Consider the following 17,201-nt stretch of genomic DNA (forward strand, 5'->3'; position numbering starts at 1 on the left):
GATATCCATACACAGAATGTATCCTAAATTAATTGTTGTTGTGGAGTCAAGCTAGACTTATCCACAAAAAAATGTGGATAACTTGTGAATTTTAACATTAAATTCACATTTCGTATTAAAAATAGTAGTACATTTACTATGTAATAATAATCGAAGTGGAAACTTTATTTGCTTTTCTTACTACTATTGAAATTGCAATTAAATTTGAAATAAAAATTTAAGCACAGCATTGTCGGCTGTGCTTTTTATTGTTGTCTAATTAAAAAAATGAGATGTATTATCTACTGAATCTGCTCCTAAAGAGCAGATTCTTTTATAATTAGTTCTTCGCAAGCCTCATGATAACAAGAGATAATTTTAATAAAATCCTTAATTAATTTATTATTTTTATTCTTTTAAAAGGCCACATAGTTCAATGGATAGAACAAAAGTTTCCTAAACTTTAGATCCAGGTTCGATCCCTGGTGCGGCTACCAATCATTATTGAAATTGATATACCTTCAGTTCGCAATAACTATAGGGTATAAATTAGAAAACAAAATGGTATCACTGAACTTTCAATGATACCATTTGTATTTGTAGAGAATGAGGGATTCAAATCATTCCCATCTCATTATTATTTATAAGCATTTTGATCTTCCTATTACCTTAAGTGGACAACCTCGGATAATGAAAATTCTTTAAGCATTTGTAATGAGAAATTTTTGAATTGATTTTTAGAGCTTGTATATCCATATCACTCACAGATAACTAATAATACCCAATCAATTTCATCCATCCGCTTCCTATCACCAGATAAATGATTAATAATACCAAACCTATCTGTAATCCCATCAACCACCAGGATTTTAGATCCACATAGCCACTTCCAAAGAATACAGGAGCCGGCCCATGCCCATAATGGGTAAGTACGCCGTATATAGAACCCATAAAACCAAGCATCATAGCCAATAACATTGGAGGTACTCCTAAAGATACACCAACCCCCAATAAAGCAGCATACATAGCCGCCACATGCGCAGTAGCACTGGCAAAAATATAATGACTGAAAAAGTATAATGCAATAATAACAGGAAAAGCAGTCTGCCAACCTAATCCACCGATTTTCATTTTAATTAAATCGCTAAACCAGTCAATAAAACCAAGCTCATTTAATGAACCTGCCATCATTACCAATACAGCAAACCAAACAATGGTATCCCACGCTCCTTTTTCACTCTTTACATCTTCCCAGCTCAATACTGAAGTCAGCAACAACAGAGTAAGGCCAATGAAAGCAGCTGAAGCAGCGTCTATATGAAGTTTACTCCCAAAAATCCATAAAATTAGCAGGATAAAAAAGGCAGCGAGCATCAATTTTTCATTTCTTGATATCGGTCCCATCTCTTTAAGCTTTTCTTTTGCAATGAGGGGTGCATCAGGTGTTTTTTTCAGTTCAGGAGGATATAGTTTGTACAGTACTACGGGAACTATTAAAAATGCAGCAAACCCTGGAACCAAACCGGCTGCAGCCCATGACATCCAGGTGATATCAACCCCAAATCCGGCTGCAAATTTCTGGCACATAGGATTGCTTGCCGTACCTGTCAAAAACATGGAAGAGGTAATAAGGTTCATATAATAACTGCTAAGAGTAAGGAAAGATCCCATTTTACGGTGTGTTTCCGGTTTATCCGGCACAGAATCAAAATTCACAGCCATAGATTTCATAATAGGAAAAATAATACCACCACCGCGTGCAGTATTGCTCGGAATAGCAGGAGCCAGACACAAATCTGCCAGTCCCAAACCATAAGCCAGGCCTAATGTACTCTTACCAAATATTTTGATAAATATAAAAGCAATACGTCTTCCCAGTCCCGTTTTTATAAAGCCTCTGGCAATGAAGAACGAAATACCGATGAGCCAAATCACTTTATCACCAAAACCCTGAAGAGCAAGAGTGATAGATTTCCCTGCATCTCCGGGAGCAAGAATCTGAGTAGCAGCAGTAAGACTGACAGCAGCCATACATATTGTCCCCATAGGAGCAGCTTTCAGGATAATTCCCATAATTGAACAGATAAAAATAGCAAACAAGTGCCAGGCTTCAGGTTTTACGGTTTCTGGTGCCGGTATAAACCACAAGACTACTCCCATCGCAAGAACTGCGAGGATACTTTTAAAATTAATTTCTTTCATAAATCGATATTTATGTATTAAAACTTAAATTGAAACTGGGTGAAGAAAAAATTCGCGTCCCATTGGTTGCTATTCTCCACTTGGCGTTTATATCTGTCGAACACCATCCCAAAAGATAGTCTGGCGGCATAATTATCATCTAGAAGAACTCCAAAGAATGGTGTAATGGTTGTTCGTGGATTTCCGTTGGGAATCAACTGCTCAAAATATTCATATCGTGTAGAAAATTCCAGTGCTTTTACCCTTGAAAGACCAATATTGTATTTCACCGAGGGAGTAAAATAAACACCACCCATACGATAGTCACCTAATTTTTTATCAACTACTTTGGATGCTATATATTCATTAAAATTGGTTCCGTTCTTGTATTCAGCATCCATTGCTAAAATCCATTTAGAAGCCAATGGCATTTCTCCCTGTATATCAATACCGTAAGCGGTACCCGTCTGATGGTCATAACGACCAGTACCCCCATTAATCCCAACCTTCAAGTGTTTATTTACCTGATACTCTACTCTTCCGGTAAGATCTTTATTCCGGTCATTATCCCCAGTCATATTCTTGCCGTTTCCATTAACCGCAGAAACATAATAAGTGATCGGAATTCCTTTGTCTGCTAAGGAACCCGATAATCCTAGCCCCAACTGAAAGCTTTGCCAACCGTTTCTGCCAAACTCTTCATACTGATTTGACCATACATACGAATGGCGTACCTCATAGGGATACATATCTTCTATTCCAAAAAAAGGACGGAACTGACCTATATATAATACAGCATATTTATTGAAAGTATACTTTATAAAAGCATTTTCCAGAACCCTCGTCTGTGGATTGTTTTTAAAATCTGCCAGATTCACAAGAACAGAAGCACTCATCTTATCACTAATCTGATAATTACCGGAAAGACGTACATACCTTAAAAAAAGACCATCTCGGGCATCGGTACCTGTACTGCTGTGTTTTCCATACATATCCACATTCTCGGTTAATGAGGACCTGTATTCTGAAACAAGCAAGGCTCCTGCCTTAATATTCTTGACAAAAGAAACCGTTTTTTTAATGGTATCTTTTTTAACTAAAGGTTGGGGTTGTAACTGTTGTGCATTGAGTTGCGTAAAACATGATGCACCAATAAGAAATAGCCGCATTTGAAATGCAGTAAACTGGGAATACATAAGTTTGTGTTTTTAGTTAATACTATAATATTATTCAGGAATATCAGTATATTCCAAATTCTTTTATAATGAATTTATCATGTTTCTACCCTCATGAAAGTTCAGATAGAAAAGAATGATAATCGATATGTTTTCATACCTATTCCGAATAGTTTTTAGAGCTATATTATGCTTTCACATTGATAGGTAAACATCCAGAATATTTCGTAAATACATCCCATAGAAACAGGATAAAAATGCCGGATATAGATAAATAATCAAGGGAAGTGATCATTACTAAAATCCAATCTTTCAGTTTTATTGTTAACAGCAATTATTATCCGCTGTAAGTATGTACACTGTTTGATGCAGAGGGTAGATAATTCACCCCAAACCAGCAAATTAACAGTAAAGTAAATGCAAGTATGAGAATGTAAAAATCTCTCTCAGGGGCATCATTTTTATATTTATATCTTATATGAATATAGAGCAAATATCCTATCCAGGTAATAAAAGCCCATGTTTCCTTAGGATCCCAGGTCCAATAATGTCCCCATGCTTCTTTTGCCCACAATGCTCCGAACAATAAACCCAGTGTAAGAAATGTATACCCTATATTAATAAGTTTATTTACCATTTCTAATTCACGATCTATCGATTGCTTTTTTTTGAGCTTGAAAATTCCGAATACTGCCAGAAGTGTAGCCATCCCGAACATGGCATAAGCAAATATATAGACTACCACATGAGGAATAAACCAGATACTGTGTAAGGCTGGCATTAATGATTTATTAAAAGTATCAGGATTGAAATATGTAATTCCTAAAAAAGTCAGCATCATTATTGCTGCATAAGACAGAATCCATTTATATCGGTAGAGAACATAGAGGCTGATACCAATCACTCCAATAAAAAACGAGTACCATAGTCTGGTTTCTGCCAGGGTTCTTAACGGCGGCCTCTCTAAATTTATCCAGAGCAAAGCAATAAAAACAGCTATAACAATAGTAGATAAAGAAAAGAAGATCAGCGAAAAAAAATTGTATTTTTTTAGGTATAAAAAAACATTGGTAAGGATGGAAAGTAAGCAAATTGCATAGAAAACAATATCAAATAAATACCACATTACGGTTTACTATTTTTGATTAAAAAACTAAAAGTTCCTGCCATTAGAATAAAAATCCCCAAATAAACCAATGGAAGCCAAGGATCATGTACTAACTCTACAATACTGATGTCTGACCATCTTCCCATTTTTTCATCATAACTGGTTTGATAAATTTTCCAGCCATCTACAGATAAAGGTTGGTTTACATAAATGGAATGTTTTTCTATTTTATCTGATTCTTTCTGATAAACCAGCAGCTCCGATTCAAACTTTTTGGCTTCCGGAGGTGCCATTACTAAGGTTCTGTTTTTACTAAGGCTTACAGCCTTTGGTGGTAACTGAAAATTACCGGATGAGATCCATTCTATTTTTTTCTTACCGGTTTCTTTATCTCTTATGGATATTTTGGCAGCATTGGTAGAGCCCCACATAGGATTCTTAGAATATTTTTTTTCACCGGTGGGTACTGCATTTTCAATATATTCCAGCAGAGTAACTTCCCATTTGTCAAACTGATGGACTGTATTAGGTTTTTCAAGAAGAAAACCCTCTGGTTTTGCTTTGGGTAAAGACTCTCCTTTTTCGTCAATCACAAAAATTTTATTAGGATAGATATCCATTTTAAATTTTTTGAGTTCTAATGCAATAGGCAGCTCTATAACATGGCCTTTATCATCTACTCCTCTCCATTCCGGTATATCATTTTGTAAAGTCATCTTTAGCCTCAAAATATCTCCCTGCCCCAATACCCCCGAAAAAAGGATGAGCCACAACCCAAAATGATTGAGTAAAAAAGTGATGTTTTTACGTTGATAAATTAAAGACCTTTTAAGAATTGCAAACCATAAATTAATTAATAATCCAAGATAAAAGAACCCAAAATACCAAGTGGCAGTAATATTATCCAGTCCCATTTTATATAAAAACTCATTGCCGGGTTTTTGCATTTCAATAGGAAGAGGTTTTAAATTAAAGCTTCCCAGACCAATTGTTAATACTCCGGTTACCACAATCATACATAGGGCAAACGGAACACTGGATAGTAAATTGACCCAATCTTTCTGTTTAAAGAATAAAAAGAGGGTTGTAGTAATAATGATAAAGCTAATTCCAATATATAGATTAAAAGGAAACGTAAACCATTCTTTGGGTATAGAACCTAAAAAACATTGTAAGAAAAAACCTAAACATAAGAGTATTGCAGAAACCGTAATGCTTACCTTATAATGGTTACTTTTATGAAAAGAACTTTTAAAAGTCATCTATAAAATTTAGAATAAAAGAAAATTAACTATTGGACACCAGTGTACCTTGTGCTTTTGCTTTTTTAATCCATTCAGGAACAACAGTTCTTTTAAACTGTTCTTTTGCAGCCTTTTCTTTAGCGATATCTAACCCAATGAATTTCTGTGCTTTTTCTTTTGTATTAATGTCTGGCATGATAAATTTTCCTGTGATTTTCTTTCTGTCGATCAGTAAATTCATCGTATTATCAGCCTCCATAGCATTATACATACCATCTGCCAATACTCGTTGAGCTTCAAGAGGTGCATGGAAAGCTGCCCCATGCGATGCTGTAATATAATCCCATCTCCATTGTGATTTTCTTATAAGAGCTAAAACGGGTTTCATCTCAGCTTCTGTAGCTTGATTATCCCATAGGAACTTTGCTTTAAGATGTACTTTTACCAATTGTTTTTCTAATCTGTCTCTTAAAGAATACACCATATCCTGTCTTTCATAAATATTTTGTGTCAGTGTACCTTCACTTTCCCTGTGACAAACCTGGCAAGTATTATTGATATTGGCCAATGGACTGCTAACATGGTGGTCTGTATATTTTATGCCTCCCTGAGACTTGTAAGGCATATGGCAATCTGCGCAAGAAACTCCTCTTTGGGCATGAATTCCCAGTTCATAAATTTCATAATCGGGATGCTGTGCCTTTAATATAGGGGTTTTACTAAGTTTGTGTTCAAAATCTACATGCTTTACCTCATCATAATACTTTTCCATTTTTTCTACGGTTTTACCCTGATCCCAAGGGAACGTAAGATATTTGCCGTCACCTTTAAAATAATATTCAACATGGCACTGTGCACATACCAATGAGCGCATTTCCTGATGGGTAGCCTGTTTTATATCCTTTCCTGTTCTGGTAAAAGCTTCCACCAAGGCAGGTCTGGTAATTGTAAGGTTCATGGTTTTAGGATCGTGGCAGTCTGCACAGCCTATACTGTTGGTAACCTCATGCCCTAATGCAGAAAGTTTGGTTTTGTAAAATTCTGCAACGCCCATTTTATTCATCATTCTAGGAACATCAGGTGATTTACAAGTCCAGCAGGTACTTGGCTGAGGCCCGGGATCCGTGGCAGAAGGAGCTCCTGTTCTAAGGCTGTTTCTTACGTCATTTACAGCATAATAGTGCCCTCTCGGTTCGTTATAATCTTTAGAAAAAGCATATCCTGCCCAAAGAATTACCATTTCCGGTCTGTTTTTTAGAGCATCCACCAAGCCGCTTCCCATATACTTTGACTTGAAAGTGGTATCTGATGTCTGTTTCCAGGACTGATATTCTCTTTCATACACTTTCCCCCATACTTCATTTCTCGACTCAAATGGTTTTATGTTGTTATCAGCTAAAGAAAGATGCTGTGCTTCAGCTTTTCTTTGCATGATAGAATTGGCAAGCATTCCTAAAGCAAAAATAACAACAGACAATAATACTATTATAAGCCAGTTTTTCTTTTTCATCTTTATAGTCTTTATTTATTATTTATTTTATTCGTTTTGGTCATCTTATCCAGCCAGTCCGGTACAGGCTGGTCTGTAAGCGGTACTCTGGCGTTGGGAGATGAATTTAATCCTCTTACTGTACTGTGAGGGATCTCTCTATGGCAATCCCAGCATAATTTTCCGTTATTTTCGTGGGCTATTTCTGCAGTAACATTTCCGGTAGAAACCACACTGTTTAATGTACTATGACATCTGATACAGTTTTCCTGCACCACTGTTTCTCCTGCTTCTTTTATTGTGATAACCTGAGGTTCCATTCTAAGAGCAAACATAGAGGCATGCCTCATACCGTCCATTGCTTTGAAGTAATATTTTCTTGCTATATTATCATGAGGAACATGGCAGTCATTGCAATTGGTTACTCTTCCATGTGAAGAATGGAACCATGTTGCATATTCAGGGGCCATAATATGACAGTTAACGCATGCTTTTGGATTATCAGACAGGTAAGAATAAGCCTTTGAAATATAGAAAACATAGCCTGTAAGCCCTATCAAAACTCCTACAAGAGACGGTATCAAAAGTTTTCTATTATTGCTAAAAATTCTCATGAATTTCTATTTTTTTGTATAATTATTTTCTGACCACTCTCTGCTTATAGTAAAGTTGAAAGATTGAACTTCGGGGGCTTTATTTCTATCACAAAAGAATATTAAACCAGATCCCTACAGGCAATAAATTAACCTACCGAATCATTACAGTCAGAAAAATGTAATCATTTACTTGTTGTGTATTTAGGAAATAAAAGAGAAAAGCTTGTTCATTCATCATTTGTTCAATTGGGGAAATCAACCCTGCTCTTGTAAACAGGTAATAGAGGATATAGTTGCAAAGAATTGCATGTAGAGATATTCAAACACGAAACGTGATGTTCCAATGCTAAATAATAAGCAGGGTTTTTAGGGTTTTCCAAATCACAATCTAACATTAGAAAATGAATTGAAAACCTCTGTTTCCCACATTTTATGAATGATTTTAAAACAATATTAATTTTATAAAACTTTTCTGAATTGTCCGCAAGAATTAATTTTTAATTCTTCAAAAATAGCCTGAATAAAGCAAAAACTAACTTAGCTTCAATACAAAACAGATTAGTCTTGAACTCTATTTATTTCATTGATGCCTCCCTGAACTTCTGTAAAATTACAGTGACCATTCAGCATCATGATACTGGCTGCTATCATACTTCGATACCCTCCCTGGCAGTATACATAAAAATGGGTTTCATTATCAATGTCGTGCATCCAACTATTAAGCTGATCCAACGGTTTATTAACAGCTCCATTTACATGTACGCTTTCGTATTCAGTTTCACGGCGGACATCAATAATTTCATGATTCGAAGAAACAGATGTTATCGAAACAAAATCTTCCGGAGATATTCTGTTAATGATATTTACTTCATTTCCTGCATTTTCCCACGCAGCAAATCCGCCGTCCAGATATCCCAATACATTATCAAAACCAATACGTCCCAGCCTTATTACCGTTTCTTTTTCTTTACCCGCTTCAGTAACCAATAAAACAGGTCTCCTTACATCCGCAATAATAATCCCGACCCATTGTGCAAAATTACCATCCAGCCCAATATTTACAGACCCGGGTATATAGCCTTTTGCAAAGTCAAGATTACTTCTGGTGTCCAGAATCAAAACTGGATCAAATGTTGTTTTCGCTTTGAAATCTTCTATGGATAAAGCCTTCATTTCACGACGAAAAACATTATCAAAATTTTCATATCCCTGTTTATTCATGGCAGCATTGGCTCCAAAATAACCGGGTGGAGGCATCAAACCATCGGTAACAGCTTTCACAAAAGACTCTTTATCCGGTTGGTTTAAAGCGTAATTGATTCTTTTTTGATTTCCTAATGTATCTACTGTTTCGCTCATCATCTTTTTCCCACAGGCAGATCCCTCCCCGTGTCCAGGATATACCACTACATCATCCGGCAAAGGCAAAATTTTATTGTAAAGACTTTCATACAGTACTCCTGCCAGCTCTTCCGTAGTCATATGAGTCGCTTTCTGTGCAAGATCCGGTCTCCCTACATCGCCTAAGAAGAGTGTATCTCCGCTAAACAGGGCGGTTTCTTTGCCATCCTTATCTATTAATAAAAAACATGCACTCTCCATTGTATGCCCAGGAGTATGAATCAATTTAATCTTCACATCCCCCAATTCAAAGATCTGCCCTTCTTCCCCAATGACAGCTTTAAAATCAGGTACAGCGGTAGGCCCATATACAATGGGAGCACATGTTTTTCCACTCAAATCCAAATGTCCGCTTACAAAGTCTGCATGGAAATGAGTTTCAAAAATATATTTCAGTTTTACATTATCATTCGTCAATTTATCTAAATAGGCATCTATTTCCCTTAAAGGATCAATAATAGCAGCTTCGCCGTTGGAGGTAATATAATAGGCTGCATGGGCCAAACACTTTGTATAAATCTGTTCTATTTTCATCACTGTGTGTTTTATCAGAGTTATTTTTTAATTAATAAAGTCAGACCTTGGCTATTTTGCACCAGAAAAAAAAGATACGTGGGATCATCGAAAAACATTCTAAGTAAAAACTGTTGCTATCTATATAATATTAGTCTGTCAATGATATATTAAATAGTAATAAAAAACTCAAAAGTTAATTATATAGATCAATAACCAAAGTCTGTGTTTATTAATTGGAATGAATCCTTTTATATAGTCTCATTTTTTTTTCATCGTTTAGTGTTTTTGCAAAACAAATACAGTGTGGGAGTATTGTTTTGTACAGACAAAAGTATTTACTAATGTCTCATAAACCTAGTAGATTATATTATAAAGTATACTAAAAACTTCTATTTCGAATTATGTGAAATCAACATAGGATATGTGCAAATACAGTTCTAATTTTGCAGCCACAAGTGATTACCAGGCAATATGTTGAACCTTTAATTCAAGATAAAAAACAGACAGACAATTACACAGTCTAATTCCTCATCAGTTATTCTGATTTATAAAATCTCTTAGCGAAAATTTTGATTCTTTTGGAACAACTCAATCATCATTCTTCCTATTTAGATATAACACAATTTTTTTAAAACACGACAATTATGAAAAAATGTTTAGTAGCTATGCTCGTTTCCGGGCTGGCTTATTCTCAGGTGGGTATTAATACGCAAACCCCAAAATCAACACTAGATGTAATGGTAAATCCTACGGGTTCAAAACCAGAAGGGATTATTGCTCCTCGCATGACAGGCGATGCACTTAGGAGTAGAGACTTATTGTATACTACAGACCAAAATGCAGCCTTAGTATACGTTACTTTAGCAGACACCGCTCCTGCCGGCAAAACAATTAATGTGACATCTCCCGGATACTATTATTTTGATGCTGCTGTTACCAACACGTGGATCAAGCTTGGCACAGGGGGTACTTCTGTTCCTGCTGGACCTACTCCTGCTGCTTGGTATCCTGGAGGAAATACAGAAAGTTCCGAAAAAACCTTAGGAACCAATAATAACTTTGACTTGCCGTTTGTTACCAATGGTACTGAAAAGGCAAGATTAACTACCAGTGGCTCTTTTGGTATTAACACACAAACTCCACAAGCCACATTGGATGTAACGCTACGTCCGGCCACTGCTAATCTACCGGAAGGGATTATTGCTCCCCGTATTACAGGTAATGCACTAAAGGCAAAAAATGCTCTTTATCTTGCTGCTCAGAATGGTACTTTGGTCTATGTTACTACAGCAGATACGGCTCCCACAGGCAAAACAGTTAATGTAACAAGTCCCGGGTACTATTATTATGATGCTGCCACTAGTATATGGATCAAGCTTGTAACAGATGTGTCTGCTTGGAAACCTGGAGGGAATACAGAAAGTTCAGAAAAAACTTTAGGGACAAATAATAACTATGACTTGCCATTTGTTACCAATAATACTGAAAAGGCGAGATTAACAAAAGAGGGATTGTTAGGGGTAGGCACTAACGATCCAGCACATGGAATACATTTAGTAAGTACATCGACAACGGATCAGAGCAGAGACAATATAGCTATCAGTTCTCCTAGGAATCCGGCTTTCGTGAATATACAGACCACTCCTACTGCTGGGGAAACTCTTGGTTCATTTCAGTTTCAAGGTCAAGGTCTCGCTTCAGTCAAATCTGGTATATATAGTACTGTGGAAGCGTCCGGAACTTCATCATCTTTAGAATTTTTGACATCTAATAAAGAACAGGTTCGAATAGATGGAAAGGGTTTTGTTGGAATAGGTACAGACACCCCATTATCAAGGCTTCATATTGTTGCTAAAGATAATGCTACAGTTTCTGATAATGATATTAGACTAAGTTCATATAAAAATGGTGGAGACCAACCAAGTTTCTTTTTCACCCGAGCAAGAGGAACTGAAGCCAGCCCACAAAATCTTCAAGCTGATGATTTTATTGGTTTATTTAGATTCCGTGGAGAAATTGGAGGTTCAGAACAGGAAGTAGGCTCTATTGGTTATCAATATACAGGTAATGGTACTAACACCAATGGAAGTTTAGTATTAGCTGTCAATAACACAATTCGTGCTACATTGAACCAGGCGGGTACATTTAATGTTATTGGATCTGTACAATCACATGGGGTAACATTATCATCTGATGCCCGTTTTAAGACCGATATTGCAACCATTAAAAATGCCTTACCTATTATCACCAGCTTAAGAGGTACCACTTACCAAATGAACAAGGCTGCATTTCCTGAGCGTCATTTTGCAGACGGTAAACAATATGGTGTTATTGCGCAAGAGATAGAAAAAGTATTGCCGGAACTGGTAACTACTAACGAGGATGGCTATAAGAGCGTTAACTATCAGGGTATGATTCCTGTTTTGATTGAAGCGGTAAAAGAACAACAAAAAATTATTCAGCAGCTGCAGAAAGATATGGAACAATTGAAAAAGTAAAGAAATTTTCACAATTCAGGAAAAGAGACTGTTTCATTTTGAAACGGTCTCTTTCTTTTTTGTATTGTTTGAAACGCAGAGATTTTATCGGTGATAAAATTGGATAGTGTCTATTTTTTTAACACCACGCAGATTTTCCAAATTAAGCAGATGCTTGTGAAAAAATCCGCATGATCACCTAAATCCGCGAGAAAATAAAGCACACATCTTACTTGCCGAAAATCAATGATTTTCTTGCGCCTTAAAGCAATGTTTCAAGATAAAAATCTTTGCGTCCCTGCGATTTTCTAACAAAGAAAGTAAATGACTCATTACTTTAGCCTCTTCGTCTTTCTACATCTTTTATAGTTGGAAGCTCAAAGACGCAAAAATAAAAATAAAGAAGTTGTTTTAAGGCGCAAAGATTTTATCGGTGATAAAATTGGATAGTGTCTATTTTTTTAACATCATGCAGATTTTCCAAATTAAGCAGATACTTGTGAAAAAATCCGCGTGATCAGCTAAATCCGCGAGAAAAAAACTTTATAGTTAGAATTGCAAAAGCGCAGAGATTTTATCGGTGATAAAATTGATCAGAGTTTATTTTTAACATCACGCAGATTGTGCAAATTAAGCAGATGCTCGTGAAAAAATCCGTGTATATGTCAGGCATTTTCAAAAATATGTTTTGAAAGCATGATTCTTTTTTGTAGAAATTTTCAATTCAAAAAAGAAAACATAGCCGTAATCTATGCTTAAAACCACCCATCATCTATTTATTTTTTTAATGGATTTCACCCCAAGTCCCTTTAATTTCACTCTCTCTCACAATTCTTAAACTATGTGCAGACAGCATAGGATATGTTTTAACACTCCTTTAGATTTGTCACTGTAAGTTGATTAAAGATTTTGTTAAAACAAAATGTACCATTCAGGTAGTCAGGCGCATTCTTAATCACCTTATAAAAAACGAACCTTTTAATACATAAAAAATGAAAAAATGCTTTATTACAATCCTCCCATCAGGGCAGGTCTATTTTCATTTGGGTGCTAATACCCACAATCCTCAATCCAATTTGGATGTAACCGCTAAAATAACAGACCGAACCAGATCCGGAAATTTAATGGCTTCAAAACTTACAAGAGAGCAAGTCCGGAGATGTGCAATACAATGCTGTTCAGAAAATCTCCTCATTTGATAATGTTTCATTACTAAAAAACAGAACTCATGATAAAATAATTCAAAAAAAGGACAAAAATAGGACATTATGAAAACAATTTTTTTCTCAATTGCTACTCTTGCAATAAATTTTTGCTATGCGCAAAATGTAGGGATTAATACCCCCGTACCCGATCCCTCTGCTATTCTCGAGGTAAGTGCCAACTCTGCACCCGGATCTTCCATTACAAGCAAAAAAGGCTTTCTGCCACCCAGAGTCGCTTTAATGGATATTAATGATGTGACAACAATACCGTCTCCCGCCCCAGGCCTTTTTGTTTATAATACTGCCAATGCAGGAAGTTTTCCCAATGAAGTAATTGCTGACAGGTTTTATTATTGGAATGGAACTAACTGGGAATGAATGGTCTATACAAGTACTGTATTAGAGGTTGTAAAAACAAGAATATTTTACATCAGCGGGACAGATACCCAAATATTTACCGACTCCGACATGAATTCTCCTGCTGCAACTCCCCCTCCCAATAATCTGGTAACTTTTACAACAGCCCCCATCATAAACAATGGGAATATAATTACAGCGAATCCTGATTCTTCATTTACCATCAATATATCAGGAATTTATGATATTTCTTCTTTTGTAAATTATAATCCTATGGCTACTACAGTCGGCATCCCGAATATTAGCTACAATACTAGAGCGTTCCTAAACGTAAAAATACAAAAATCTGTAAATAACGGAGTTACATGGGCTAATATGATAGGATCCAGGACTGCTTGGGGAGAAAATGCGGCAGGTACTTTAAAAACAGCAGCTTTATTGGGTACTCCGGTACAACTAAATCAGGGAGAAAGAATTAGAGTAGTTGTTGCCAATCCGTTTGATTCTTCGTCAAATAATAATCATTGCGGAGGCGGAGACTGCTCTATAAGTGCAGACCCTGCTAATAGTCTGCCGGTTTCTAAAGGCTTATTATTAAAATTATTAGATTATAACAAAATAGATTAAATGATGAAAAAAAATAGTATCGCACTTATAGTATTACTTGCATTTCAGTGCCTTTATAGCCAGGTAGGAATTGGTACAAATACACCCAACTCTTCTTCTGCTCTGGATTTAGATGCTGCCAGTTTTCCGGTAAATGGTAAAAAAGGGTTTCTTCTACCCAGGTTAGCATTACAGAACAACACTGATATTGTGACGATTCCCAACCCCGCCGCTGGTCTTTTAGTATACAATACCACGAATAATGGTTCCGGTACATCTGCCGTAGAAGCAAACACCTATTATTATTGGAATGGAACAAACTGGACCAATCTTTCAAGCATTACCGAAGTAAAAAGAGAGCTTTTCCCCCAAGTTTTTGTTATTAAAGAAACAACTGTACAAAACACCATTGCAGGAGCCGATAATATAAATACTGCTCCGGTACAGGTCCTTTATTCAACTGCTTCTGAGATGCTAAATACAGGTAACAACATCACTGTTCTGCCTCAAAGCTACTTTAAAATAAATAATACTGGTGTCTATGAAATCTCAGGGTATATTAATTATAATCCTGCAATATCTCTATCCGCAAGTACTAATATTGAATTTATCATTCAGGTATCTGTTGATAATGGCACCAGCTGGACAGACATTAATAGAACGATAGGCGTCTGGGGCCAATCCACTGGCGGTAATAGCAGAACAAATGGCATCCCTCCCACAACAGTAAACCTGAATCAGAATGATTTAATAAGATGCATGGTATATAAAACGGTGGGTACAGATCATGGTGCAACTGCCCAAATAACTACCCCAACAGGATTAGGTAATTCAAAAGTTCTTAAAATACATAAATTAGATTAAAAATGAAAAACATTATACTATCATTCTTATTTGTCTTTTATTCATACGCATATAAAGGGCAGGTGGGCATAGGTACCACCACTCCCCACTCATCAGCACTACTGGATATTGATGTAAGTGGGATTTCACCCAAAAAAGGTTTTTTGCTTCCCAGAGTAAACTTGACCAATAATATCGACAATTCTACTATCCCGAGTCCTGTTAATGGCTTAATGGCTTTTAACCAATTAGCAGCCGGAAGTCCAGGCAATGCCATACCGGCTAACTCTATGGTTGCATGGAAATCATCGAGTTGGATGGTTTTTACGAATTTACCCGAAATCCGGATATTAAAACCCGCTGTAGAATATGTGGCAGTATCAAGAAATGAGCAAAACTTTACCACCACCGGAGAGCTAACAACAGCTAATCTAAGTACACCTGTTGTTGTTTCATGGCTACCAGGAGATATTCAGGTGGCAAACCCTACCGATATGCAGCTTGTGGGAAACAATATAAAATTTATCACAGATGCTTTTTACGAACTTTCAGGGATGATAACCTTTATAGCCAATGTGGCTACCATTGGAGACACTTCTCACGTTATGATTGTACTGCAATCTTCTCCTGATGGAACAACATGGAGTGATATTTTTGGGAGAAGTATGCCATTTGAGAGCCTATCTACAGGGAAGTCACAAGGTATTAGTATCCCGGAATTTGTTCATCACTTTTCAGCAAATGAATTTTTAAGAGTGGTTATTATTAAACCTACGTTTGCCAATAATTATACCTCCAACTCAGGGTTAGTAACTAATAATCCCGCTGATATAAACAAATCTTTAAGAATAATCAGGGTAAAACAATAAATAATATAGTATTGAAAATAACAGTTCTCTAACAAAAACTATCTATCAATAGTTTGAAAAGAAAGCATTCCAGAGATTTACGCTAAAATATCATTTTATAATAGATAGCCAATCTAATGTAATCAGATCAGAGAGTCAGGTGTATTGCCTGACTTTTTTAATATCCAAAGTAGATATTTTTCTACGCCCCATTCTTCATCCTTTTTTCACTAAAAAATGACTCATTTATTGCATTATGGCGGTTAGACACAAAAATATGTTTTGAAAACATGATTCCTTAAACCAAAATTTTCATCACAAACCCACTTCAAAGTGATTTATTGTTTCGGCAACCTGCCATTAGCTGATATTTTCAACCGATTTACAGCCCCACTAAACTCAGTTTCTTATTTAGTCCAATTTTAACATTATGTTTGGCAAGCATAGGATATGTTTTGAGACTATTCTACATTTGTCACACCAGAATGATTAAAATAAAATCTTCCAAGCCTCCTAGGGCTTCATTTTGGGAGGGAGACCATCAAATAAATTAATTTTAATCTTTTTGAGCTGTATATACAATGACCCCATTAAAGCATACTTGCCTGTAGACCAAACGGGGTAAAATTATATAGCAGCCAAAAAAGATTCTATTTTCTTTTTCATAATTGTGTTAATATATAGGAGAGATGTGTACTCTCCTATATTTTTTTATAAAGACTGATCATCTACAAAAAAATCGACATCCGCATCTTCTTACCTCCCTTTTCCGCAATAAGTTGTACAGCATCTAAACTTTATTCTTGGAAGAATAGCAAAGTCTTTATTGAACTTATTTTGCAAATGTAGGAAAAATCCGATCATTGCGCACAGAAAACCGCACTATTTTTTTAGCCTTTCTCGTTATTTGTTTCAATGGACGACGAAAACGAAGTAACTATTGCAATCTGTAAGTACATTTACACCAACTGGATTTCAAAAGCAAAATCCCAGAGAGACTTTGCATCCAAATGTGAAATAGAAGAAAGCACCGTTAGAAAAATTAAAAATATCGCATTGGGAACAGCCAAAACAGAATACAATATGTCTATGAAAACACTCGCAAAAATTTGTAGAAAGAAAGAAATTACTTTAAAAGAGTTTTTTGAAAATATAGAAAAGTAAGATCCTGACGAG

At 36.0% G+C, this 17,201-nt stretch carries 14 protein-coding genes and 1 tRNA gene; 8 read left to right on the forward strand and 7 right to left on the reverse strand.

What is annotated here, in order from left to right:
• Positions 1-401: 401 nt before the first annotated feature.
• A tRNA-Arg gene (locus C7D53_RS07845) sits at positions 402-476 on the forward strand.
• 274 nt (positions 477-750) lie between these two features.
• On the opposite strand, the gene C7D53_RS07850 is transcribed toward C7D53_RS07845, so the two are convergent.
• The 7 genes from C7D53_RS07850 to C7D53_RS07880 all read right to left on the reverse strand — a co-directional run bounded on the left by C7D53_RS07850 (position 751) and on the right by C7D53_RS07880 (position 9,707).
• On the reverse strand, positions 751-2,181 hold the full coding sequence (locus C7D53_RS07850; RefSeq protein WP_106915838.1) for an anion permease: 1,431 nt from the start codon (positions 2,179-2,181) through the stop codon (positions 751-753).
• Between the two features lie 17 nt (positions 2,182-2,198).
• Complete coding sequence (locus C7D53_RS07855) at positions 2,199-3,356, reverse strand: porin (protein WP_106915839.1); 1,158 nt, start codon at positions 3,354-3,356, stop codon at positions 2,199-2,201.
• 316 nt (positions 3,357-3,672) lie between these two features.
• Complete coding sequence (gene ccsA / locus C7D53_RS07860) at positions 3,673-4,461, reverse strand: cytochrome c biogenesis protein CcsA (RefSeq protein ID WP_106915840.1); 789 nt, start codon at positions 4,459-4,461, stop codon at positions 3,673-3,675.
• The gene (locus tag C7D53_RS07865) at positions 4,461-5,705 is read right to left on the reverse strand and encodes a cytochrome c biogenesis protein ResB (protein WP_106915841.1); all 1,245 of its coding nucleotides are present in this window, start codon (positions 5,703-5,705) and stop codon (positions 4,461-4,463) included. Before C7D53_RS07865 ends, ccsA begins: the two co-directional genes overlap by 1 nt.
• Before the next feature lie 25 nt (positions 5,706-5,730).
• Entirely contained in the window at positions 5,731-7,197 is a 1,467-nt protein-coding gene (gene nrfA / locus C7D53_RS07870; protein WP_106915842.1) for an ammonia-forming cytochrome c nitrite reductase, read from the reverse strand.
• A gap of 11 nt (positions 7,198-7,208) precedes the next feature.
• Positions 7,209-7,790 carry a cytochrome c nitrite reductase small subunit gene (gene nrfH / locus C7D53_RS07875; protein WP_106915843.1) on the reverse strand — a complete coding sequence of 194 codons (582 nt, stop codon included), beginning with the start codon at positions 7,788-7,790 and terminating at the stop codon, positions 7,209-7,211.
• Positions 7,791-8,330: 540 nt separating this feature from the next.
• Positions 8,331-9,707: an MBL fold metallo-hydrolase gene (locus C7D53_RS07880; protein WP_106915844.1), complete on the reverse strand. Its 1,377-nt coding sequence runs from the start codon at positions 9,705-9,707 to the stop codon at positions 8,331-8,333.
• Positions 9,708-10,333: 626 nt separating this feature from the next.
• Between C7D53_RS07880 and C7D53_RS07885 the strand changes: the two genes are divergently transcribed.
• The 7 genes from C7D53_RS07885 to C7D53_RS07910 all read left to right on the forward strand — a co-directional run bounded on the left by C7D53_RS07885 (position 10,334) and on the right by C7D53_RS07910 (position 17,189).
• Positions 10,334-12,187 carry a tail fiber domain-containing protein gene (locus C7D53_RS07885; RefSeq protein ID WP_106915845.1) on the forward strand — a complete coding sequence of 618 codons (1,854 nt, stop codon included), beginning with the start codon at positions 10,334-10,336 and terminating at the stop codon, positions 12,185-12,187.
• Between the two features lie 971 nt (positions 12,188-13,158).
• Positions 13,159-13,365 carry a hypothetical protein gene (locus C7D53_RS20875; RefSeq protein WP_162926125.1) on the forward strand — a complete coding sequence of 69 codons (207 nt, stop codon included), beginning with the start codon at positions 13,159-13,161 and terminating at the stop codon, positions 13,363-13,365.
• A gap of 69 nt (positions 13,366-13,434) precedes the next feature.
• The gene (locus C7D53_RS07890; protein WP_106915846.1) at positions 13,435-13,749 is read left to right on the forward strand and encodes a hypothetical protein; all 315 of its coding nucleotides are present in this window, start codon (positions 13,435-13,437) and stop codon (positions 13,747-13,749) included.
• A complete protein-coding gene (locus C7D53_RS07895; protein WP_106915847.1) occupies positions 13,750-14,355 on the forward strand; it encodes a hypothetical protein in 606 nt (201 codons plus the stop codon).
• Positions 14,356-15,198, forward strand: coding sequence for a hypothetical protein (locus tag C7D53_RS07900; protein WP_106915848.1), 843 nt, complete (start codon positions 14,356-14,358; stop codon positions 15,196-15,198).
• A gap of 2 nt (positions 15,199-15,200) precedes the next feature.
• Positions 15,201-16,046, forward strand: a complete 846-nt coding sequence (locus C7D53_RS07905) for a hypothetical protein (RefSeq protein ID WP_106915849.1) — start codon at positions 15,201-15,203, stop codon at positions 16,044-16,046.
• An 894-nt stretch (positions 16,047-16,940) separates the two neighbouring features.
• Entirely contained in the window at positions 16,941-17,189 is a 249-nt protein-coding gene (locus C7D53_RS07910) for a transcriptional regulator (RefSeq protein WP_106915850.1), read from the forward strand.
• Positions 17,190-17,201: the final 12 nt, after the last annotated feature.

Origin of the sequence: Chryseobacterium aurantiacum (genome assembly GCF_003020585.1) — a bacterium.
GTDB classification, from domain to species: Bacteria; Bacteroidota; Bacteroidia; order Flavobacteriales; family Weeksellaceae; genus Chryseobacterium; species Chryseobacterium aurantiacum.

Coding starts and splice junctions, on each gene's coding strand:
- C7D53_RS07885 (WP_106915845.1), top strand. CDS start 10,334: ATGAAAAAATGTTTAGTAGCTATGCTCGTTTCCGGGCTGGCTTATTCT.
- C7D53_RS07890 (WP_106915846.1), top strand. CDS start 13,435: ATGAAAACAATTTTTTTCTCAATTGCTACTCTTGCAATAAATTTTTGC.
- C7D53_RS07905 (WP_106915849.1), top strand. CDS start 15,201: ATGAAAAACATTATACTATCATTCTTATTTGTCTTTTATTCATACGCA.
- nrfA (WP_106915842.1), bottom strand. CDS start 7,197: ATGAAAAAGAAAAACTGGCTTATAATAGTATTATTGTCTGTTGTTATT.
- C7D53_RS07910 (WP_106915850.1), top strand. CDS start 16,941: ATGGACGACGAAAACGAAGTAACTATTGCAATCTGTAAGTACATTTAC.
- C7D53_RS07880 (WP_106915844.1), bottom strand. CDS start 9,707: ATGAAAATAGAACAGATTTATACAAAGTGTTTGGCCCATGCAGCCTAT.
- C7D53_RS20875 (WP_162926125.1), top strand. CDS start 13,159: ATGAAAAAATGCTTTATTACAATCCTCCCATCAGGGCAGGTCTATTTT.
- ccsA (WP_106915840.1), bottom strand. CDS start 4,461: ATGTGGTATTTATTTGATATTGTTTTCTATGCAATTTGCTTACTTTCC.
- C7D53_RS07895 (WP_106915847.1), top strand. CDS start 13,750: ATGGTCTATACAAGTACTGTATTAGAGGTTGTAAAAACAAGAATATTT.
- C7D53_RS07850 (WP_106915838.1), bottom strand. CDS start 2,181: ATGAAAGAAATTAATTTTAAAAGTATCCTCGCAGTTCTTGCGATGGGA.
- nrfH (WP_106915843.1), bottom strand. CDS start 7,790: ATGAGAATTTTTAGCAATAATAGAAAACTTTTGATACCGTCTCTTGTA.
- C7D53_RS07865 (WP_106915841.1), bottom strand. CDS start 5,705: ATGACTTTTAAAAGTTCTTTTCATAAAAGTAACCATTATAAGGTAAGC.
- C7D53_RS07900 (WP_106915848.1), top strand. CDS start 14,356: ATGATGAAAAAAAATAGTATCGCACTTATAGTATTACTTGCATTTCAG.
- C7D53_RS07855 (WP_106915839.1), bottom strand. CDS start 3,356: ATGTATTCCCAGTTTACTGCATTTCAAATGCGGCTATTTCTTATTGGT.